Here is a 20,500-nt window from a genome sequence, read left to right on the forward strand (position 1 = left end):
GGCGACCGAGGGTCTTCCGGCGGTACGGGGCGGGCGGGACGAGAGCCCGGCGGCGGCGAGGACCGCGGAGGCCACGCCGAGGGCGGCGGCGGTGAGCAGGGCCCCGCGCGGGGAGAGGACCGCGAGCAGGACGCCGCCGGTGGCGTACCCGGCGATCTGCATGGTGCCGACGGACATGTTGAGGACGGAACGGCCCAGCAGGTAGCCGTCCTTGGGGAGGATCTCGCTCAGCAGCCCGTAGCGCACCCCGCCGCCGACCGAGGTGACCAGGCCCTCCACGAGGAGGACCGTGAAGACGGCCCACAGCGGCAGGCCCGGCACCGCCAGGACGGCGGTGCCCGCGCCGACGACCAGGGCCACGGCGGTCATCGCGGAGCGCGGGGGCAGCCGGTCGGCCGCGGACAGCAGCAGGGTCGCGCCGAGCACCTGTGCCAGGGAGGGGCCGAACATGCTGAGGGCCGAGAGCAGGGCGGAGCCGGTGGACCGGAACACGAGGGTGGCCAGGGCCAGTCCGCCGACGGTGGTGGCGGCGACCTGCACGGAGCAGGTCAGGAAGAAGGGGGTGAACTCAGGGGTGCGGAAGAGCTGCCCGTAGGTGCGCATGGACGGCAGTCTCATCAGGGCCGTACCGGCGGCGTTATTGTTTCGCGTGGAGGCGAAACCATGGGCTGGTGGCAGATCAGTACGGACACCCTCGCGGGCAGCCGGTTCGTGATCTCGCCGCTGGCGGAGACCACGGCGAGCCTGTTCGCCCTGGAGCGGGGCGCTCCCGCGCACCCGGGTGAGCGGGGGTGGTTCGACACCCACGGGCCGGCGTACCGGGAGCGGCTGGCCGCCGATCCGCAGGCGGCGGAGCTGGTGCGGGCGGCGCGGGGGAACGGATGGAACGCGGACTTCATGACACCCGCCCCGGGGGCGCATCCGGCCCCCGTACCGGAGGGCGACGGGACCGCGGCGTTCGCGCGGGAGCTGGTACGGATCAGGGAGACGCCGCCGGAGGCCGTACGGGCGGATCTGGCGGTGGCCCAGGGCCGGCCGGTCCCGGAACGGCTGGTCCGGTCCGATCCGGCGGGGCGCGTCGCCGATCTGCTGGAGTGGGTCTGGACGGAGACGGTCCTGCCGTACTGGCCGGCCCGGCGGCGGATCTGTGAGGCCGATGTGGTCGCGCGGACCCGGCAGTTGACGCTGGGTGGCTGGGCCGCCGCCCTGGACGGCATGCGTCCGCGCATGCGCTGGCTCGGGGAGGGGCGGTTGCAGATCAACACCCGCGCGTACCCGCCGCGTGAGGTCACCGACGCCCAGCTGGTGTTCGTGCCGGTCACGCCCCGGTCGGGGTGGGTCTGCTGGGAAGAGCCGCCGCACCGCTACGCCGTGATCTACCCCTGTACGGGCCCGGCGGTCACGCCGGGCGGGGCGGCGGAGCCGGAGGCGCTGGGCCGGCTGCTCGGCCCGTACCGGGCGCGGGTCCTGCTGCTGCTCGACACCCCCAAGAGCACGACGCAGTTGGTGGGGCTGACGGGTATGGCGCTCGGTTCGGTGGGGCGCCATCTCAAGGTGCTGCTCGACGCCCGTCTGGTGGTCAGGCAGCGGGCGGGACGGTCGGTGCTCTACTGCCGTACGGCGGCGGGGGACGGTCTGGTGGCGGCGCAGAGCGAGGCGTGAGCCGGTCGCGTACGACTCGCTCGAAGGGCCTCAACCCTCCTGCGATACGGTGCGAGTTCGAACACATCGCGTTCTTGTTTTGCCCCTTTCCCGTGCCATATGACCGGTCGGCGCTCGACCTGATGACTGATTGTGACCCTTTTCGCGGCCGGGAAGCACTGCGCGAAACAGCGGCGGCTCTGCATAATCGCCGCGTCCCCAGGAAGGAAACGTCCGTGACGCAGGAATCTTGCCCCCGTTGTTTCGCACCTCCGGGCGAGGCCGGCCATCCCGACTGCGCGTGCGCCACCCGGGCCGACATCGCCGGGAAGAGCCTCACCGACCCGGTGGAACAGTCCGGTGACGGCGATCAGATGCATGTACGCCCCTACGTCTCGCTGGGGAGCGGGACCGGCGCCCCGGAACGCAAGGCCGAGCCGACCGCGGCCGACAAGGCCGAGCGGGAGCGCGCCGCGCGGGAGCGGGCGGCCTTCGGGCCTCCCGGCAGCGCCGGGGCCGAAACGACGGCCGTGCAGGGTGTGGTGGTGGGAGCGGCTGCCCACGACGACGATGACGATGCCAACGACAACGACAACGACAACGACAACGACAACGACGACGGCAACGACGGCAACGACGGCAAGCGGGCCGGCGGTGTCGGCGGTGGGGCCGGGGAGAGCGCCGGTGAGGGGTCCTTCGGGGACGACGAGCCGGGCGAGCCGCCCGCCCGCCGCCGCAAGGGCGTCTACCTGGCCGTCGCCATCGCCGTGGTCGCCGCCGTCATCGCTGTGTCGGCCGGTGTCGCGGTCCGGGGCGGCGGCGAGGACGAGGCGGCGGGCCCCGGCTCGGCCTCCTCGACCGCGCGGACGGCGCTCCCCGACGCCACCGGCACGGCCGGCGACAAGGCCGCCCCGGACCCGGACCGTCCGGCCTCGGACGACGCCACCTCCTCGCCGTCGGACGACTCCGGCGCGAGCCCGTCCGACGCGGCCTCGGCGTCCGCGTCCGCCTCCGCGACCTCCGTGAAGGGCCAGGCGGGCGAGGACACCACGGCCTCCCCCACGGCCTCCGCCTCGCCGACCGGGTCCGCCTCCCCCGGCTCCACCCCGTCGCCGGGCCCGGCCGTCCTGCGGGAGGGTGACACGGGCCCGGAGGTCGTCGAGTTGCAGAAGCGGATGAGCCAACTACTGCTGCGCTACATCGGAAGGCCCGACGGTACGTACGACGCCGAGTTGGAACGCGCGGTCGCCCGCTACCAGAAGGACCGCGACATCACCGGTGACGCCTCGGGGGTGTACGGGCCCGCCACCAGGAAGGTGCTGGAGGCGGAGACCGAGAAGCCGTAGGCCCCGGGGCCGGGAACGGGCAAGGGCTCCCACGTCCGCCGGCGTGGGAGCCCTCGCTCTTTCACCTCAGGTACGCGCCGCCCTCAGCGGTCGCACCTGAGGCTCTTGAGGTCGACCGCGTCCGCCATCGCCTGCATGCCCTTGTCGTTCGGGTGCAGGCGGTCGCCGCCGTCGAAGACCGGGAGCAGCTTCTCCTGGTCGTACGGGCTGCGCAGCATCCTGTCGAAATCGGCGACGCCGTCGAATTCACCGCTGGTCCTGATGAACGCGTTGACGCCCTGACGTACGGCCTCGCCCTCGGGGTCGTACTCCGACCAGCCCTTGAAGGGCAGGACGGTCGCGCCGACCACACACGTGCCCGCCGCGTGCGACCGTTCGATGATCTCCCGGTATCCGGCGATCAGATCGGCCACCGTGACGCCGGAGTGCGCCTTGATGTCGTTGATGCCCTCGAAGAGGAGCACCGTACGGACGCCGGGCTGCGAGAGCACGTCCCGCTGGAGGCGGTTCAGCGCGCTCTGCCCGGCGCCGTCCGCCAGCACCTTGTTGCCGGAGATCCCTTCGTTGGCCACGCCCTTGACGCCGGTGCCGCTCGCGCTCCGGAGGCGGCGGGCGAGGTAGTCGGGCCAGCGCCGGTCGGTGTCGGTGCTCGACTGCCAGCCGTCGGTGATGGAGTCGCCGAGGGCCACCACGGCGCCGGTGTCCCGGTCCGTCTCCACGCTCACCGCGTCGAGGTAGTACCAGGACCCGGTCCGGTCGGTCCAGCTCGCGGCGCTCTCCTCGGCGGTGTGGTTGCCCGCCGTGGCGTACGAGGTCTGCATGGCCATGCCGTGACCGGTCGAGGGACCGCCCGTGCTCAGCACGTGATAGCTGACGACCAGGTCGCTCCCGTCGGCCAGCCGGCCGGAGAGCGGGTCGCTGACCACGCTCTCCCCCGCCGCGACCGTGACCGAGCCCGCGCCGCCGAAAGTCAGCGCGCGGTTGCTGCCGCCGACGAGCTGGGCGCCCTCCTTCCGCCGGCCGGCGTACACGCTGTCGAAGGTGACCGGCCGGTCGCCGAACGCGTTGGAGAGCCGGACGCGGGTGCCGGTGCCGCCGACACTGGTGCGGACCACGGCCCGGTAGCTCCGGTCGCGGGGTGCCTCGCCCTGCCGGTCCGCGCTCGCGCCCCAGGTGACGACCTGGTGGCGGCCCGAGGCGCTCGCGGCCGACGTGCGGGGGGACGCGGCACGTACCGCCGACGCGGACACCGCCGTCGCCGGGGCGCAGAGGGTGACGAGCAGCGCGGTCACCAGGCCCACCGCGTACCGGCGGCGCGCCGGTCGTGGCCGTCTCACGTCAGCTCCCGCAGGGACACCGAGGCGCCCGGCTTGAGACTGACCTTCTGGGTCTTGCCGCCGAACCCCACGGTCGTCGTACGGCCGCCGACGCTGCGCAGCCGCGCCTCGGTGACCTTGCCGGCCTTCCACCGCAGGTCGAGGACGAATCCGCCCCGTACCCCCACGCCCGCGACCGCGCCGGAGGCGGCCCACGCGTCGGGCAGCGCGGGCAGCAGCTCGACATGGCCGGGCCGGGAGTAGACCAGCATCTCGATCATGGCGGCGGCGGTGCCGAAGTTGGACTCGATCTGGAAGATGCCCCGTCCCTTCTCGACCTCGTAGATGTCGAAGAGGTTCGGCGCGGTGCCGTTGGTGCCGCCGATGGACGGCCGGAGGTTGGTGATCACCCCCTGGTACGCCTTCTCGGCGTCCTTGAGCCGCGCCCAGCACAGGCTGCGCCAGGCGTTGGCCCAGCCGAAGCTGTTCGTCCCCCGGGCGGTGAGCAGGGCGGTCGCGCCGTCCACGATCTCCTTCGGGGTGGAGGCGTCGGGGCGGATGCGGTCCCCGGGGAACAGCCCGATGAGCGGGGAGAGGTGGCGGTGCGTCGTCTCGCCGAGGTTGTCGGGGGACATCCACTCCTGGAGCCAGCCCGACGTGGGGCTCACCTCGGGGAGGTACAGCCGCTCCCGGAGCGCGCCGACCGTCCTGCTGTGCGCGGCGTCCCTGCCGAGGACGTCGGTGGCCGTGCGGAAGTTGCCGAAGAGCGCCCAGACCAGCTCCTGGGCGTACGTCATGCCCCGGGCGTCCTGCGGGCCGTGCTCGGGCGACCAGTCCTTGTCGTCGATGAGCACCTCGCGGGGCTCGCCGGTGGCCCGGTCGGTGACCGTCGTGGTGATGAGGCGCGCCTCCCAGAACTCGACGGCGCCCTTGAGCAGCGGATAGATCTTGGCGAGGTACGCCTTGTCCTGGGTGAACTCGTAGTGCTCGAACAGGGAGTTGGCCAGCCAGGCGCTGCCGCCGGGGTGCCACCACCAGCCGTTCCCGCCGTGCACGTTGGTGGAGAAGGAGACGGCCCAGCCGGCGACCTTGCCGGTGGAGTTGCGGAACCGGTTGCGCGGGTCCTGGTAGAGGTCGCGGGTGAGCTCGGTCCACGAGGGGAGCTGCGCCACGCAGTAGTCGGCGAACGCGTCGAAGAGTCCGGACAGGCCCGCCCGGTCGGCCATCCAGTAGTTCATCTGGATGTTGATGTCGGTGTGGTAATCGCCCATCCAGTCCGGGTCGTTGCCGTCCAGCCACAGCCCCTGGAGGGCGACCGGGAGGCTGTCCCGCGATCCGGCGATCATCAGGTAGCGGCCGAACTGGAGGTACGACGCTTCGAGTTCGGGGTCCGCCTCGCCGTCGGTGTAGCGGGCCCTGACGCGCTCCCAGGTGTCGAGGCCGCGCTGGAACGCGGACGACTGCCCGAGGGAGATGTCCATCCGCTCGAACAGCTCGCGGTGGTCGGCGACATGGCTGTGCAGGAGAGTGGTGGCGGAGTGGCGGGCCGCCGCGAGGACCTTGGTCCTGGCCAGCGGCTCCGGGTCGACGGCGCGGTTCCGGTAGCCGGTGGCCGCGTCGGGGGCGTAGTCGGTGCCGCCGCTGACGACGACCGTCAGCTCCTGGCAGTCCTGGAAGGTGATCCGCGTACCGTCGACGGTGACCTTGCCGGTGCCGCTGTACGCGGTGACGGCGGCGCCGTACCGCAGTCCGCCGTCCGGGAACGAGCCGTGGAACGAGGCGTACTTCCGCGCGCGGTCGGCGGTGGTCTTCTCGTCGTGGGTGCCGGCCAGGCTCACCGAGCCGGTGTAGCGCCCGCCGCCCTTCTGCGTGAAGTGCAGGACGACGGCGTCGTCGGGGTGGCTGGCGAAGATCCGGCGCTCGTAGGTCACTCCGGAGCGTACGTACGTGGCGGAGACCACGCCCTGGCTGATGTCGAGGTCCCGCCGGTAGGAGGAGAGCGACGACAGGTCGTGGTCCGGGATGTCGACGGTCAGCCGCCCGAGCAGCGTGAACGAGCCGAAGTCCTGCCGCCCGTAGGGGAATTGGCCGTCCGCGTCGAGGGTGCCGTTGAGGCCGCCGGTCCACAGGGTGGCGTCGGTGACGAGCAGCACCTCGCGGGAGGGGTCGTTGCCGGCGAGGGCGCCGAGCCGGCCGTTGCCGACCGGCAGGCCCTGCTCGATCATGTTCGTGTCGGACGCCGGTGACGGGTACCAGAACCGGGTGGTCGACGCCTCGGGGAGCAGGGGGGACGTGGTCTGCCGGACCACGGGTCCGGAGGCGGCGAAGGCGGGCAGGCCGCCGAGGGCGGTGAAGGCACCCACCGCGGCGGCCAGCGAGAGGGCTTCTCGCCGGCTCGGGCCACGGGGGGAGGTCGGGGCGGGCGCGGCTGCGCCGGTGTGCTGGTCGTCCACGGAGCACTCCATTCCGGAGGGGCGGTACGGGCATGCGGGTGCCGGGCCGCCGGGAGAAGGAAGGGCCGGTGCGGGGCCCGGGCTTCAGGGCCCCGCGCCGGTGTTGGGGGAAGGCCGCGCGGGAACTACAGCTGCGGTACGGCGATCCGGTCGATGTCGGGTGCGTAGTCGTCGCCGCTGTCGATGGTGATCGTGTTCGTGCCGGCCTTGAGGGTGACCGGGACGGTGACGGTCTCGACGGTCCCCCAGTCCGCGGTGGACGGGAACTTCAGGGCGGTGGCGCCGTTGCCGTTGCTGGAGATCTTCGCCGGGCGGGAGTCACCACTGATGTAGGACACGTCGATCAGGTAGTGGCCGGCCTTCGTGGCCACGACGTCGTTGAACTGGATCTTGCCACCCTGGTAGAGGTTGCCGACCTTGTGCGTGCCGGAGCACGCGCCGCAGTCGCCGATCGAGGCGTTGCCGCTGAGTGTGTTGGCCGGGGACTCGGCCTCGTACGCCGTCTTCTTGAACGCGGTTCCCCGGGGGGTGACGGTGAACAGGCGCGAGCCGTGGGCGGGCAGGGCCTGGGTGACCTTGTCCTTGAACGTACCGAGGTCTTCCTTGTTCCAGACGTCGCGGACCTTGCCCTGGCCGGTGAAGCCGAGGGACTGCCAGTCGGCCGTCACCGCGGCGGAGGAGTCGGCGAGGTTGAACAGCGCGACGGTGTAGCTGCCGTCGGCGTTCTTCGCGCTCCACACCTGCTGGTCGCCGGTGGCGGTGACGGGCCGCGCGGGCGGGGTGCTGCCCTGGTTGATCGCGAGAACGTCCTTGTTGGTCAGCAGGGAGACGCCGTAGTCGTCGAGGCGGGTGAGGTCGTCACCGGTGTAGAGGGGCGACTTGGCGATGGCCCACAGGGTCATGTAGCTCTGCCGCTCGGCCTTCGTCAGGCCGTCCATCTCGCCGTTGCCGACGTCGATCGCGTCGAGGTCGTTCCAGCCGCCGGGCCCGGCGAACCGGGTCCACTTGGGCGCGTCGTCGAAGCGGTCGTCGACCGAGTTCTCCCAGGACACCAGGGTGTTGCAGTAGCACTCGACGTCCGTGTCGATCCGCCAGCCGTCGGTGTACTTCTGCCAATCGGCGGCGTGGCCGATGTCCAGCGACCAGGAGACCTCCAGGTGGAGCGGGCGGCCGGCGGTGGCTATCGCCTTCTGCCAGGCGGCCACGTCGGCGATGTTGTCGTAGTTGTCGCCGCTCTTGAAGGAGCCGGGGCCGACGCCGTCGAGCTTGAGGTAGTCGTACCCCCAGTCGGCGAACATCCGCGCCTGCGAGTCCACGTACTTCTGCGCGCAGGGGTCGGAGAAGTCGATCTTGTACGCGCTGTCCCAGCCGTTGGTGGTGCGCAGGTCGGGGTAGACGATGTCGGCCGTGGTGCAGCCGGGCGCGTCGAAGACCGGGACCTTGCCCTCGCCGTACGCCTCCTTCTGGAGGCCGACGGGCAGGTAGATGCCGGCCTTGAGACCCTTCGCGTGGATGTCGTCGGCGACGGGCTTCATGCCCCGGGGGAAGCGGCCGGGGTCGGCGGCCTGGCGGCCGTACGCGTCGAAGCGGGGCTTCCACGCCAGGTCCATCCACCAGCCGGCGTCGATGTTGACGTATTCGTAGCCGTACTTCTTGAGCTTGGACGCGAGGGCGTTCGTCTGCTTGAGGACGTTCTTCTCGGTCAGGTAGCTGTAGTCGCCGTCGGGGTTGAGGCCCGGGTACTTGGACGACTGCATGGACCAGCTGGTCCAGCCCATGAAGGGCTTCTCGGCCAGACCGGCGGCGGTGCCGGCGGCCGGGGCCGCGGCGGGGGCCTGGGCGACGGCCGGTTCGGCGGTGGCCGTGGTGGGGGTGGCCGCCATGGCCGAGGGGACGGCGGTGGTCAGGCCGGCCGCGAGGGCCAGGACGAGCACGGCTCTGAAGGGGTACGCGGGTGACCGCATGGGTCAGGACCTCCTGTTGTCGGCGCATGGACGTGCACGGAGCGTGCGTACGGTCGGGGCAGGGGGACGGGCGTACGTGACCACGCTCGTACGGACACCCGTCCGTCGGCTCAGCCCTTGCCCGAACCGATGGTCAGCCCGCTGATGAACTGGCGCTGGAGCGCGAAGTACACCAGCAGCGTGGGGATCGCGGTCATCAGCGCACCGGCCGCGATCAGGTTGGGGTTGGTGAAGTACTGGCCCTGGAGGTTGGCCAGCGCGGAGGTGATCGGCCGCTTGTCGCCGGTCTCGATCAGCGCGAGCGACCAGAAGAAGTCGTTGTAGATCCAGATCGATTCGAGCGTGGCCAGCGCCGCGAAGGCGGGGCGGCACAACGGCAGCACGATCTGGAAGAACTGGCGCCACACGGGGGCGCCGTCGACCAGCGCGGCCTCGGTGATCTCCTTGGGGATCGTCCGCATGTAGTTGCTGAGGACGAAGGTGCAGAAGCCGCACTGGTAGGCGATGTGGATGAAGACGATGCCCCACACGGAGTTGTAGAGCAGGAACGAGTCGCTCATCCACCCCGGCAGCGGGATCAGCAGGTACAGCCGGTACAGCGGGGTGATGAGCACCTGGGCGGGCAGCAGGTTGCCCGCCGTGAACAGCATCAGCAGGACGATGTTCCAGCGGAAGTCGAAGCGCGAGACGAAGAACGCCACGGCGGCGGAGAACAGCAGGGTGCCGAGGACCGCGGGGACCGTGATGAGCACGGAGTTCCAGAAGAAGTGCGGCATCCCGGACTGGCTCCAGGCGTCCGAGAAGTTCTCCAGGCTGATGCTGTGCGGCCAGGAGAGGTACCCGTTCCTGCTGGTGTCCGAATACGGCCGCAGCGAGGTGTAGACCGCCCAGAGCAGCGGGACGAGCCAGAGCAGGGCGATGCCGCCGAGCAGGACATGGCGGCCGGCCTGGCTCTTGGGACGCGAGGGCCCGGTTTCCCGGGAGGCGGTACGGCGGGTGCGTGAGCCGGCGGCCGGCGGTGTGGCGGTCGCGGTCACTGGTCCTCCTTGCGGAAGGTCTGTACGAGGAAGGTCCCGATGGCGAGCAGGGAGACCACGAGCAGGACCACCGCCAGGGCGGAGCCGTAACCGATGTGGCTGGACTCGCCGATGATGTTGTCGGTGATCAGGAGGGAGAGCAGCTCCATGCCCGGTTTGCTGCCGACGCCGCCGCCGAGGACGTACACGATGTCGAAGGCGCGCAGCGACTCCATGACGGTGACGACCAGGATGATGATGTTGACGGGCTTGAGGGCGGGGAAGACGACCCGCAGGAAGGTCTGGCGTTCGTTGGCGCCGTCGAGCGACGCGGCTTCCTTGAGCGCGGGGTCGAAGCCCTTGAGGCCGGCCAGGTAGAGGATCATGATGTAGCCGGTGTGCCGCCAGGCCGACGCGACGAGTACGGCCCAGAGGTTGAGGTCCGGGTCGCCGAGCCAGTCGATGTGGTGGCCGGGCGCGACCCCGCCGAGGATGCCGTTGAGCAGTCCGTTGTCGGGGTTGTAGATGATCTCCCAGATGAAGCCGACCACGGCCAGGGACAGCACCATGGGCAGGAAGATCGCGGTCTGGTAGATCCGGGTGAAGCGGATCTTCCGGTCGAGCTGGTAGGCCAGGAAGATGCCGAACGGGGTGGGCAGCAGGGCCGTGAAGAGCAGCCAGACGACGTTGTGCTGGACGGCCGGCCAGAACGGCGGGTAGTTGGTGAAGATCTCGTGGTAGTTGTCCAGTCCGATCCAGTGGATGTCGGACAGCGCGATGCCGTCCCAGCTGGTGAAGGACAGACCGATGGACGCCAGCGCCGGCAGCCAGACGAAGACGAGCAGGGCGAGTACGGGGATGCCGACGATGACCGCGAGGAAGAGACGGTCACCGGCGCTGAGCCGGCGTGGCCGGGGGCGGGCGCGTGGCGTGGTGGGGGGCGCTGGGCGCACGGAGGACATGTGGAACCTTCCCGGTCCTGATCAGGCGGTGAAGAAGCGCGAGCGCTGGGACTCGATCTTCTTGAGCAGGGCCGAGCCGTCGTCGGGGTGTCCGAGCCACTGGGTGAGGCCGGGGAGCACGACGGTGGAGATGAAGCCGGGGTCGCTGTCCCGGTCGGCGAACTGGGTGATGTGCTTCGCCGACGCGATGAGTTCGGCGGACTTCTTCTGGAGTGCGTTGTACGTGCTCGTGTCGGCGCCGGAGTTGACGGCGACGTTGCTGGGGTCGACCCCCATGTAGAGGTTCTCGGCCTTGGCGCTGCCGAGGAACTCCAGGAGCTTGGTGGAGCCGTCGAGGTTCTTGGGCTTGCGGCTGAGCATGAAGCCGTCGGTGGGGGCCTCGACGGTGTCCTGGCCGAAGGACGGGTCGATCGTGGGGAAGGGGAAGAAGTCGATGTCGTCGCGGAGCTTCTCGTCCGTGATCTGCTGGCCGAGGAAGAGGCCGATGACGGCCATGCCGGACTTCTTGTCGAGCAGGGACTGGGCCGCGTCCTGCCAGGATCGGCCGCCCGCGCCTTCCTGGTAGTAGGGGCTGATCTCGCGCCAGAGGTCGAGCGTCCTGCTGGTGCGCCGGTCGGTCCAGGCGACCTCGCCGCGCATGAGCGACATGTGGAAGTCGTAGCCGTTGGCCCGGAGGTTGAGGTAGTCGAAGGCGCCGAGGACGGACCAGCTGTCTCCGCCGCCGTAGCCGGAGGCTATGGGTGAGAGGCCGTCCTTCTTCATCTGCTTGGCGAGCGCGGTGAACGCGCTCCAGGTGGTGGGCGGCTGGTAGCCGTGCTCCTGGAACACACTCTTCCGGTAGAACACGGCCCAGGGGTAGTTGTAGAGCGGGACGAAGTAGAACTTGCCGTCCTGGCCCTTGGACAGCTGCTTCGCGGCGTCGCTGAAACCGGAACCTATCGTGTCCCACACGTCGTCGACGGGGTGGGCCAGGCCCTTCTTGGCGAAGAACTGCATGCGGTAGCCGGCGAACCAGGTGAAGACGTCGTCCGGGGTGCCCTGGAGGTAGTTGGAGATGCTCTTCTGGAACGTGTCGTGGTCGACGGTGTTCGTCCTGACCTTGAGACCGCTGTCCTTGGTGAAGGCGCCGGTGACGGCGGAGTAGGCCTTCTTGGGCGTGGCGTCCGCCCCGTTGGACCCGAAGGTCACCGTCTTCGGGTCGGCGGCGGGGCCTCCTCCGCAGGCGGTCAGGACGGGCGCGGCCAGGGCGGCGGCGCCGGCCCCGACCACGCCGCGGACCACACTGCGGCGGCTCGGGGAGGGGAAGGGTGAGGGGGTGCGGCTCAGCGTCATCGCTACTCCTAGTGCGTGTCTGTTCCGATGAAGGACTGGATGGCGGTGGCCGCGGCGCCCCGCGCCCACTCCTCGAAGGGCAGGGGACGTGTCATCACGTCACACTGCGCGGCGGTTCCGAAGGCGGACGCGGCGAACGCGTCGCGGATCTGCTCGGCGAACAGGTCGTACGCCGCCAGGCCCTCGCCGGAGATGATCACTCGTTGGGGGCCGAGGACGTTGACGACGGCGCCGATGGCCCGGCCGATGGCCTCCCCGGCCCGCGCGTAGGCCTCCTTGGCGCCCGGGTCGCCCCGGTGCGCCAGCTCCAGGGCCTGCGCGGAGTCGGTGACCGGGAGACCGGTCACCTCCCGGACGCGGCGGACGATGGCCGAGTCCCCCGCGATCGCCTCCACACAACCGGTGTTGCCGCAGTGGCACGGCGGCCCCAGCGGGTCGATGGACAGGTGGCCGATCTCCCCGGCCACACCGTGCGCGCCCGAGACGACCCGGCCGTGCACCACCAGCCCGCAGCCGATACCGGCGCCGACCGTCACGAGCGCGAAGTCGGAGAGACCCACGCCCGCGCCGAACCACTGCTCCGCGACGGTCAGCGCGCGGACGTCGTTGTCGACCGTGACCGGCAGCCCCGTCACGGTTCCCGCCAGGTCGGCGAGGGGGACGTCGCGCCAGTCCAGGAAGGGCGAGTAGCGCACGACTCCGGCCGTACGGTCCACATCACCGGAGACGGCCAGGCCGAGCCCGCGCACCTCCACCCCGAACCCGTCGGCCTCCGTGAGGAGTTCCTGTACGACTCCGGTGATGGCGGCGAGCACGGCGCCCGGTTCCCGGTCGGTGAGGGGGAGGTGCCGGGCGACCCGGACGCGGCAGCACAGGTCGGTGAGGACGGCGATGATCTCGTCGCCCGTCACCTTGACGCCGATGAACAAGGCCCGGCCGCCGTCGACCCGTACCAGGGTGGCGGGACGTCCGAGCGACGGGCGTGCCTCCTCGTCGGCACCTTCGACCAGGTAGCCGGCCTCCATGAGCGGACGGACCGCCTTGGTCACCGCGGCGGAGGAGAGCGTGGTGCGCCGGGCTATCTCGATCCGCGTGAGCGGGCCGTGGGACAGCACGGTCGTGAAGACCAGGGAAGCGGCCGGCGTCGGTGCCGGAACCGCCTCGGTACGAGGGGTCGAGCGCATGGCCGAAACGTAGGGGTGTTCTTTTCCGCTGTCAATGAAAGAAGCAAGCTCCTTTCGAAATGCCTAAGGAGGGGCATCTCAACTTGCAAATGTGCTCCAGCCTCCGGGTATTGACACCTGATCCAAGGCAAGGTTGGCTGCGGTTTGCTCTCGAGGCGCAAAACGAACGTGAGGATCCATGCCTGTGATCTCCTTCGCCCCTCACACCGGGGTCTGGCTGCTCTCCACTCCGCGCACGTCGTACGCGCTGCGGATCGACGGGACGGGCGCGCCCTGTCACCTCGGCTGGGGACCTCGGCTGACCCTCGAAGAGGCACAGGAGCTTGCCGCTCCCCCGGCGCCGCCGGCCAGCAGTTTCGAGGGGCGCTCGCCCGCCGGGGAGGAACTGCCCGTGGACGGCGGGGCCCGGTACGGCGCCCCCTCCCTCCAGGTACGGTTCGCCGACGGCACCCGCGCCTTCGAGTGGCGGCCCACCGGCCACCGGGTCGACGAGTCCGCCCCCGGATCGGCCGAACTGGTCCTGGAGTTCGGCGACACGCACTACGGCCTGGACGTCGACCTCCACTACCGCGTCCACGACGACAGCGACGTCATCGAGCGCTGGACCGTCCTGCGCAACACCGGCGACACCCCCGTGACCCTCCTGCGCGCGGACTCCGCCGCGTGGACGCTGCCGGCCAGGGAGGACTACCGGTTCAGCCACGTCACGGGACAGTGGTCGGCGGAGAGCCGCCTGCGCCGGGAGCCGGTGCCGTACGGCGAGACGACCCTCACCAGCCGGCGGGGCATCACCAGCCACCACGCGAACCCCTGGGTGATGCTGGACGACGGACACGCGACCGAGGACCACGGTGAGGTGTGGAGCGCCGCCCTGGCGTGGAGCGGCAGTTGGCGCGTCACGGTGCAGCGCACCCCCGACGGCCGCGCCTGCTTCACCGGCGGCGCGGGCCAGGACGGTACGGCGCTGCCGCTCGGCCCCGGCGAGGAGTTCACCACCCCGCGCCTCGCGGGCCTGTACAGCGAGGGCGGTTTCGACGCGGCGAGCCGCGCCTGGCACGCGTACACCCTCGCCCATGTGCTGCCGCACCCCGGCGAGGTACGGCCCGTGCTCTACAACTCGTGGGAGGCGACCGGGTTCGACGTGGACGAGGCCGGCCAGAAGGCGCTGGCCGCGCGGGCCGCCGCGCTCGGGGTGGAGCTGTACGTCATGGACGACGGCTGGTTCGGCGCGCGCCGCAACGCGGAGGCGGGGCTCGGTGACTGGACCCCGTCCCCGGACCGCTTCCCCGGCGGGCTGTCGCCGCTGGTCGAGGAGGTGCACCGGCTCGGGATGCGCTTCGGCCTGTGGGTCGAGCCCGAGATGGTCAACCCGGACAGCGACCTCTACCGCCGCCACCCGGACTGGGTGCTGCACTTCCCGCACCGTACCCGCACCGAACTGCGCGGCCAGCTGGTCCTCAACCTCGCCCGCCGCGACGTCGCCGACTGGGCGTACGGCTGGCTGACCCGGCTGGTGGGCGAGCACTCCGTCGACTTCCTCAAGTGGGACATGAACCGCGCGTTCAGCGAGGCCGGCTGGCCCGACCGCGCCGACGGCGCCGACCACCTGGGCACCGCCTACGTACAGAACCTGTACGCCCTCGTCGACCGGCTGCGCGCCGACCATCCCGGCCTGCGGATCGAGTCGTGCAGCGGCGGCGGCGGGCGCGTGGACCTGGGCATCCTGTCCCGTACCGACCAGGCCTGGGCGTCGGACAACACCGACGCCTGGGACCGGCTGTCCATCCAGCACGGATACGGCCAGATCTATCCGGCGCGCACGATGGCCGCCTGGGTGACGGACGTACCGAACCAGCTCACCGCGCGCTCGGTGCCGCTGCGGTTCCGCTTCCACGTGGCGATGGCCGGGGCCCTGGGCATCGGCGGCGACCTGGCCCGGTGGTCGGAGGAGGAGCTGGCCGAGGCCGCCGAGCTGATCGCCGCGTACAAACGCGTCCGCCCGCTCGTCCAGCACGGTGTCCTGCACCGGCCGCGCGGACCCGTGGACGACGGTCCTTCCGCGGCGCAGTACACCAGCGCGGACCGGAGCGAGGCGCTGCTGCTGGTCTGGCAGCGGGGTCCGCGTCACGGCAGCCCGCGCACGCCGCTCCGGCTGGCGGGGCTCGACCCCGACGCCCGCTACCGCGACGCGCGGACCGGCTCCGTCCACTCCGCGCGTGTGCTGACCGGCTACGGGATCCTGCCGGAGCTGCCCGAGGGCGACTGGGCCAGTACGGCGGTGCACCTGGTCCGGGTGTCCTGACGGGCCCGGATCCGGGGGGCCGGTGCGGGGAGTCCGGGGTTCCGGGTCTCCCCGCACCGGGGCCGCGAGCGGTTCCGATGGTGGTCATGGCGCGACGGGACCAGACTGGGAGGCGACGCCACTGACAGGCGACACTCGCCGGTGCACCCGCTGTCCCGTGCCGGGGAGGGAGAGGAGACCGATGTGGCTGTCATCTCTCGCGGTTTCCACGGCCGGCGCCCGACGGAGGAGAAGCTGCCCCCGGGCCAGTACGTGGTGCACGACTTCCCGGTGCTGTCGGCCGGTCCCACCCCGGTGGTCGCGAAGGAGGACTGGCGGTTCACCCTGACCACGGTCGCCGGTGAGACCCACCGCTGGTCGTGGCAGGACCTCACGGCGCTGCCCGCCGAGCGGCCGACGGTCGACATCCACTGTGTGACGAAGTGGTCCAAGTTCCGTACGGAGTGGGAAGGGGTGTCGCTGGACACCCTGCTCGACGGTGTCGATCTTGACGGTGACTACGCGATGGTCCAGAGCTACGGCGGGTACACCACCGACCTGCCGCTGGAGGACCTGCTCGACGGGCAGGCGTGGATCGCGTACCGCTACGACCACGACGACCTCCCCGCCGAACACGGCGGTCCCGCGCGGCTGTTGGTGCCGCACCTGTACTTCTGGAAGTCGGCGAAGTGGGTGAACGGCATCCGGCTGATGGACTCGGACGAGCCGGGCTTCTGGGAAGGCCTCGGCTACCACGAATACGGTGACCCGTGGCGCGAGCAGCGGTATCAGGGCGACTGACCGGCCGGCTGCGCTGGCAGACGGCGACGGTCGAGGACGTACGCGACGAGACGGGGACCGCGCGCACGCTGGTCCTGCGGGCCCCCGGCTGGCGGGGCCACGCCGCCGGCCAGCATGTGGACGTACGGCTGACGGCGGAGGACGGGTACAGCACCCAGCGCAGCTACTCCCTCGCGTCGGCGCCCGACGGCGACCGGATCGAGCTGACCGTCCAGCGGATCGGCGACGGCGAGGTCTCGCCCTACCTGGTCGACGTACTGGAGGCCGGTGACCAGTTGGAACTGCGCGGCCCGGTCGGTGGGTGGTTCGTCTGGGACCCGGCCGACCCCTCCCCCGTGCTGCTGATGGCCGGGGGCTCCGGGGTGGTCCCGCTGATGTCCATGATCCGTACCAGGAGGAGCACCGGGAGCCGGGTCCTCTTCCGGTTGCTCTACTCGGTCCGCACGCCCGAAGAACGCTACTACGTACCGGAGTTGGGCCCGGCGGGCGCCCAGGGCGGACTGGACGTCACCCATCTGTACACCCGGTCGGCGCCGGAGGGGCCGCGCCGGGCGCCGGGCCGGCTCACCGAGGACGACGTGGCGGCGTACGGCTGGCCCGCGGAGTTCGCCCCGATGTGTTTTGTGTGCGGCCCGACCGGGTTCGTGGAGCGGGCGGCCGAGATCCTCGTGGCGCAGGGCCACGATCCGCAACGGATAAGGACCGAGCGTTTCGGTCCCGTCGGAGGTTGACATGCGTCCCACCCAGGCTGCCGGTACGACGACCGGCGAGGCGTTCCAGGACGGCAATGTGCTGGCCGGCCCGTTCCGTGAGTTCTTCACGACGGACCTGACCACGGCGACCGGGACGTGCGCCGCCTGCGGGCGCGCGGGGCCGCTGGCGGAGCTGCGGGTCTACACCCACGCCCCGGGGATGGTCGCCCGGTGTCCGGAATGCGACGCGGTGGTCATGCGGATGGTCCGGGGGCCGGAGGCGGCGTGGCTGGACATGCGCGGGACCACCGCGCTCAGGATCCCGCTCCCCGGGGAGTGACGGGTTGGGGAGTGACCGGGGCGCGGCTCAGGGCGCGACCGGGCCGTGTTGGCAGCGCGGGCACCAGTAGGTGGGGCGCTCGCGCCCGATCCGGCCGTGGGTCTCGGACGCGACGCGTACGGGCGTACCGCAGACGAGGCAGGACCGGCCCGCGCGGCCGTACACGTACAGGCGGTGGCGGGAGCGGGCCCGGACGGCGGCGCTGGTCGTGGTCCGGTCGAGGCTCTCGCGGTTGGCCTCCAGCAGGCGCTTCGCGGCCGGGACGAGGCGCTCGATCGCGGCGCAGTCGCCGACGCGGGTCCAGGGCGTGACCCGCGCGAGGAAGCACAATTCGGCCATGAAGACGTTGCCGATCCCGGCGAGGTTGCGCTGGTCCAGGAGCGCCGAGCCGATCGGCCGGTCCGGGTCGGCCAGCAGGCGGCGCAGCGCCTCGCCGGCGTCCCAGTCGGGGCCGAGGAGGTCGGGGCCGAGATGTCCCACCACCCGGTCCTCCTCACCGGTCCTGAGCAGCTCCAGGACGGGCAGCCGGTAGCCGACGGCGGTGCGGTCGGCGGTGGCGAGGACGGCGCGGATCTCGTGGCCGGGGCCGCCGCGCCACGGGGCGCCGGGCTCGTACACCTTCCACGCCCCGTCCATGCGCAGGTGCGAGTGCAGGGTCCAGCCGCCCTCGACGCGCGTGAGCAGGTGTTTGCCGCGCGGTGTGACGTCGAGGACGGTACGGCCGGTGAGGTCGGCCGTGGCGAGCGAGGGCACGCGCAGGTCGGACCGTACGAGCCGGTGCCCGGCCAGCGCGCCGTGCAGGCGCCGGGCGGCCTGGTACACCGTGTCTCCTTCTGGCATACCTCCATGATGCCGCCACTCCGGCGGACCGGAGCCGGTCCTTCCCCGTACCGGACGTACGGGGAAGGACCGGCTCCGCGTCACTCGAAGAAGCGCCGTACCAGCCAGTCCGGGAGCACGTCGGCCGCCGTGATCGGCGGACCGAACTCGTACCCGTGCCGTCCCGGATGTCCCAGTGGCAGATGGCACCCCTCCTCCGACACCGCGCCCTTCAGGAACTTGGCCGGGCAGGAGTCGAGCCGTACCAGCTCCCGCCCCGGGCCGTACTCGTCCTCGTCCGGCCAGCGCGCCCACATGTCCCAGGGCGCGATCGGCCCCGATCCCCTGACACACTGCGCGATCACGTGGTGCGGCCCCGCGTGGCCCGCCTCCAGCGTGCACCACAGACTCGGCTCGACATCGAAGCCGCCGTCCAACTCCCCCAGGGCGGAAAGCTCTTCCGGCAGGAAGAGGATCCGCGCAGGACAGGACACCTGATAGACCGACATGGTCACCCCCAGGCGGCAAGTGTGGCGCCAGACCCGCGCCGCGGGCAGCCCCTTGAACCGACTTCACCCATTTCGGCTCGATCGCGCTCACGGGGGCAGACGCAGCACATGACCACTCAACAGACCGAGCCCCACGGCGGCGAGCTCGTGGGCACCAGGCCACGTACCGAGGTCGAGGAGGCGTTCCGCGAGCTGGAGGCCGTCGCCGCCGCTCCGACCGGGCAGACACAGCTCTCCCGGGGCGCCATGACCGGCTACCTCTGGGCGCTGGGCCGGGGCGACGCGGCCCCGGTCACCGGCGCCACCGACCAGGGGACGCCGGACCTGTCCGTGCTGACGGCGGAGGCGGACGCGGCGACCGTGCAGCTGGAGGACGCCACGCAGCGGACGATCCCCCGGGACTACATCCAGGGGGTGCACGCGGCGCTGGCGTGGATCTGCGGCCACAGCGACCGGCGGCCGTGACCTGCGCGGGAGCCCGCCGGGCGACCGCCACCAGGACCGTCACCACGATCGGCGGAGGGGCGAAATCGGGCCATGCGGCACACGCGGCGTACGGCGCCGCCGACCGGGCCCGGGGGAATGAAGCCACCCCTCCTTGCGTTGGCATGCACACGAAGCGCGCACCGTCGTGAGGCGGTGCGCCGTACGGAAGGGACAGGCCATGAAAGTCCGCCAGTCGCTGCACGCGTTGAAGGCCAAGCCGGGCGCCCAGGTGGTCCGCCGCCGGGGCCGTGTCTTCGTGATCAACAAGAAGGAACCGCGGTTCAAGGCCCGCCAGGGCTGACCTTCCGCGTGCCCCGCACCCACCGCGTTCCCGGAGGCCCGGCGAAAGCCCGGCCTCCGATCGTTACTTTTCTGTGGGATGCTGAAGTTACCGGCTTTTCCCTTCTTCCCCCAGAGGCACTATGCGCTGCGTCATCGCCCGCTTCCCCTTCGAGCTGGTCAAGAGCGAGGTGCAGCAGTCGATGAAGGGCATCAAGCCCGAGCCCATCACGGGTGAGTCCGTGGTCATCGGCCGCCGGGTCTTCCCCGTGAAGCAGGTGGGTGAGGTGATCACCCGCCAGGACCGCCGCGACTTCACGTCCTTCGAGGTCACCAGGGCGCTGACGCGTCTCGGTTTCACCTGCAACCCGGTGGCGCCCGAGCCCGTGGCCGCCCCGGCGCCGGTACTCTCCCCGCTGGAGTCGGCGTCCGCCATGCTCGGAACGCCCGCACAGAACTGATGCATCGGTCGTGACCGGGCCGGAGGGCGCACGCCCTCCGTACGGGTCACGACCCGCCGTGGGGCGCCCCGCGCGTAGTACAGTCAGCGCCCATGTCGAAGCCTGATCATCTGCTTGTTGACATCGCCTCAGCGGTGGAGTCCGAGCAAAGCAATCAGATGTCCCTCACCGTCGTCGTCCAGGGCGCCGTCATCACCGGGCGTCTGGCACCCGAAGCCGTCTGGCGCGAGCGGGTGGCGGAGGTGCTGCGGGACTCCGAGCGCCTGGGCCCGTTTGCCGCCGTCTTCGGGCCGGCGGGCAGCGCGGCCGCCCTGCGGCCCGGCGAGGACCCCACTCATCTGCACTTCCACGTCGCGCGGATCCTCCAGGGGAGCGTGGGCATCCCCGAGACCGGTGGGATGTACCGCATCGCCGTCAAGGACGTCAGCGCCTGGACGGTGGGCGACTTCAGCTACTCGGACCACTGACCGCCCCCTCCCCCGCACCACCCCCACCGACAACACACCGAGGCCCCGGTACCAGCTGGTACCGGGGCCTCGGTGTGTGTACGGGTGTGCCGTACGGCTCAGGCCTTAGGCGGCGCTGGTGCGCGGGGCGGCCGACGCGGCCGACGACGCC

19 protein-coding genes and 1 pseudogene are annotated in these 20,500 nt (G+C 71.3%); 10 read left to right on the forward strand and 10 right to left on the reverse strand.

Annotation, left to right across the window (positions count from 1 at the left end):
- Positions 1-603, reverse strand: a pseudogene (locus tag GT042_RS22440) (MFS transporter); the annotation flags it as partial.
- A 60-nt stretch (positions 604-663) separates the two neighbouring features.
- Between GT042_RS22440 and GT042_RS22445 the strand changes: the two are divergent.
- Positions 664-1,662, forward strand: coding sequence for a winged helix-turn-helix domain-containing protein (locus GT042_RS22445; protein ID WP_161310523.1), 999 nt, complete (start codon positions 664-666; stop codon positions 1,660-1,662).
- Positions 1,663-1,877: 215 nt separating this feature from the next.
- Entirely contained in the window at positions 1,878-2,987 is a 1,110-nt protein-coding gene (locus GT042_RS39895) for a peptidoglycan-binding domain-containing protein (protein WP_161310524.1), read from the forward strand.
- A gap of 83 nt (positions 2,988-3,070) precedes the next feature.
- Here the strand turns inward: GT042_RS39895 and GT042_RS22455 are convergent, their stop codons facing one another.
- From GT042_RS22455 to GT042_RS22485, 7 genes are all read right to left on the reverse strand, one after another.
- Positions 3,071-4,237 (reverse strand): SGNH/GDSL hydrolase family protein, encoded by a 1,167-nt coding sequence (locus GT042_RS22455; RefSeq protein ID WP_345943870.1) that lies wholly within the window; start codon positions 4,235-4,237, stop codon positions 3,071-3,073.
- An 83-nt stretch (positions 4,238-4,320) separates the two neighbouring features.
- The gene (locus GT042_RS22460) at positions 4,321-6,756 is read right to left on the reverse strand and encodes a glycoside hydrolase N-terminal domain-containing protein (protein WP_345943869.1); all 2,436 of its coding nucleotides are present in this window, start codon (positions 6,754-6,756) and stop codon (positions 4,321-4,323) included.
- Positions 6,757-6,881: 125 nt separating this feature from the next.
- Positions 6,882-8,720: a carbohydrate-binding protein gene (locus GT042_RS22465; protein WP_161310526.1), complete on the reverse strand. Its 1,839-nt coding sequence runs from the start codon at positions 8,718-8,720 to the stop codon at positions 6,882-6,884.
- 110 nt (positions 8,721-8,830) lie between these two features.
- Positions 8,831-9,757, reverse strand: a complete 927-nt coding sequence (locus tag GT042_RS22470) for a carbohydrate ABC transporter permease (RefSeq protein ID WP_161310527.1) — start codon at positions 9,755-9,757, stop codon at positions 8,831-8,833.
- Positions 9,754-10,698, reverse strand: coding sequence for a sugar ABC transporter permease (locus GT042_RS22475; RefSeq protein WP_161310528.1), 945 nt, complete (start codon positions 10,696-10,698; stop codon positions 9,754-9,756). The genes GT042_RS22470 and GT042_RS22475 overlap by 4 nt, the downstream gene beginning before the upstream one ends.
- Positions 10,699-10,719: 21 nt before the next feature.
- Positions 10,720-12,030: an ABC transporter substrate-binding protein gene (locus GT042_RS22480; RefSeq protein WP_161310529.1), complete on the reverse strand. Its 1,311-nt coding sequence runs from the start codon at positions 12,028-12,030 to the stop codon at positions 10,720-10,722.
- 8 nt (positions 12,031-12,038) lie between these two features.
- Positions 12,039-13,214 carry an ROK family transcriptional regulator gene (locus GT042_RS22485; protein WP_161310530.1) on the reverse strand — a complete coding sequence of 392 codons (1,176 nt, stop codon included), beginning with the start codon at positions 13,212-13,214 and terminating at the stop codon, positions 12,039-12,041.
- A 178-nt stretch (positions 13,215-13,392) separates the two neighbouring features.
- On the opposite strand from GT042_RS22485, the gene GT042_RS22490 reads away from it, so the two are divergent.
- From GT042_RS22490 to GT042_RS22505, 4 genes are all read left to right on the forward strand, one after another.
- Positions 13,393-15,516, forward strand: coding sequence for an alpha-galactosidase (locus tag GT042_RS22490; protein WP_161310531.1), 2,124 nt, complete (start codon positions 13,393-13,395; stop codon positions 15,514-15,516).
- 183 nt (positions 15,517-15,699) lie between these two features.
- On the forward strand, positions 15,700-16,296 hold the full coding sequence (locus GT042_RS22495; RefSeq protein WP_161310532.1) for a sulfite oxidase-like oxidoreductase: 597 nt from the start codon (positions 15,700-15,702) through the stop codon (positions 16,294-16,296).
- A complete protein-coding gene (locus tag GT042_RS22500; RefSeq protein ID WP_161310533.1) occupies positions 16,266-17,027 on the forward strand; it encodes a ferredoxin reductase in 762 nt (253 codons plus the stop codon). The genes GT042_RS22495 and GT042_RS22500 overlap by 31 nt, the downstream gene beginning before the upstream one ends.
- Position 17,028: 1 nt before the next feature.
- Complete coding sequence (locus GT042_RS22505) at positions 17,029-17,328, forward strand: DUF6510 family protein (protein WP_161310534.1); 300 nt, start codon at positions 17,029-17,031, stop codon at positions 17,326-17,328.
- A 27-nt stretch (positions 17,329-17,355) separates the two neighbouring features.
- On the opposite strand, the gene GT042_RS22510 is transcribed toward GT042_RS22505, so the two are convergent.
- A complete protein-coding gene (locus GT042_RS22510; protein ID WP_161310535.1) occupies positions 17,356-18,168 on the reverse strand; it encodes an Fpg/Nei family DNA glycosylase in 813 nt (270 codons plus the stop codon).
- A gap of 80 nt (positions 18,169-18,248) precedes the next feature.
- Positions 18,249-18,656, reverse strand: a complete 408-nt coding sequence (locus tag GT042_RS22515) for a hypothetical protein (RefSeq protein ID WP_161310536.1) — start codon at positions 18,654-18,656, stop codon at positions 18,249-18,251.
- 108 nt (positions 18,657-18,764) lie between these two features.
- On the opposite strand from GT042_RS22515, the gene GT042_RS22520 reads away from it, so the two are divergent.
- The 4 genes from GT042_RS22520 (at position 18,765) to GT042_RS22535 (ending at position 20,349) form a co-directional block, all read left to right on the forward strand.
- Positions 18,765-19,121 (forward strand): hypothetical protein, encoded by a 357-nt coding sequence (locus tag GT042_RS22520; protein WP_161310537.1) that lies wholly within the window; start codon positions 18,765-18,767, stop codon positions 19,119-19,121.
- A 199-nt stretch (positions 19,122-19,320) separates the two neighbouring features.
- Positions 19,321-19,443 (forward strand): type B 50S ribosomal protein L36, encoded by a 123-nt coding sequence (gene ykgO, locus GT042_RS22525; RefSeq protein WP_161310538.1) that lies wholly within the window; start codon positions 19,321-19,323, stop codon positions 19,441-19,443.
- Between the two features lie 121 nt (positions 19,444-19,564).
- Positions 19,565-19,882: an SCO5918 family protein gene (locus tag GT042_RS22530; RefSeq protein WP_161310539.1), complete on the forward strand. Its 318-nt coding sequence runs from the start codon at positions 19,565-19,567 to the stop codon at positions 19,880-19,882.
- 92 nt (positions 19,883-19,974) lie between these two features.
- Complete coding sequence (locus GT042_RS22535; RefSeq protein WP_161310540.1) at positions 19,975-20,349, forward strand: hypothetical protein; 375 nt, start codon at positions 19,975-19,977, stop codon at positions 20,347-20,349.
- The last annotated feature ends 151 nt before the right edge of the window (positions 20,350-20,500 follow it).

It is taken from the genome of Streptomyces sp. SID3212, from assembly GCF_009865405.1.
Lineage (GTDB): Bacteria > Actinomycetota > Actinomycetes > Streptomycetales > Streptomycetaceae > Streptomyces.

Bases quoted from the DNA above. Each gene is read 5' to 3' on its own strand.
- GT042_RS22485 (WP_161310530.1), bottom strand. From the start codon at position 13,214: ATGCGCTCGACCCCTCGTACCGAGGCGGTTCCGGCACCGACGCCGGCC.
- GT042_RS22490 (WP_161310531.1), top strand. From the start codon at position 13,393: ATGCCTGTGATCTCCTTCGCCCCTCACACCGGGGTCTGGCTGCTCTCC.
- GT042_RS22475 (WP_161310528.1), bottom strand. From the start codon at position 10,698: ATGTCCTCCGTGCGCCCAGCGCCCCCCACCACGCCACGCGCCCGCCCC.
- GT042_RS22520 (WP_161310537.1), top strand. From the start codon at position 18,765: ATGACCACTCAACAGACCGAGCCCCACGGCGGCGAGCTCGTGGGCACC.
- GT042_RS22480 (WP_161310529.1), bottom strand. From the start codon at position 12,030: ATGACGCTGAGCCGCACCCCCTCACCCTTCCCCTCCCCGAGCCGCCGC.
- GT042_RS22535 (WP_161310540.1), top strand. From the start codon at position 19,975: ATGTCGAAGCCTGATCATCTGCTTGTTGACATCGCCTCAGCGGTGGAG.
- GT042_RS22510 (WP_161310535.1), bottom strand. From the start codon at position 18,168: ATGCCAGAAGGAGACACGGTGTACCAGGCCGCCCGGCGCCTGCACGGC.
- GT042_RS22530 (WP_161310539.1), top strand. From the start codon at position 19,565: ATGCGCTGCGTCATCGCCCGCTTCCCCTTCGAGCTGGTCAAGAGCGAG.
- GT042_RS22445 (WP_161310523.1), top strand. From the start codon at position 664: ATGGGCTGGTGGCAGATCAGTACGGACACCCTCGCGGGCAGCCGGTTC.
- GT042_RS22465 (WP_161310526.1), bottom strand. From the start codon at position 8,720: ATGCGGTCACCCGCGTACCCCTTCAGAGCCGTGCTCGTCCTGGCCCTC.
- ykgO (WP_161310538.1), top strand. From the start codon at position 19,321: ATGAAAGTCCGCCAGTCGCTGCACGCGTTGAAGGCCAAGCCGGGCGCC.
- GT042_RS22505 (WP_161310534.1), top strand. From the start codon at position 17,029: ATGCGTCCCACCCAGGCTGCCGGTACGACGACCGGCGAGGCGTTCCAG.
- GT042_RS22515 (WP_161310536.1), bottom strand. From the start codon at position 18,656: ATGTCGGTCTATCAGGTGTCCTGTCCTGCGCGGATCCTCTTCCTGCCG.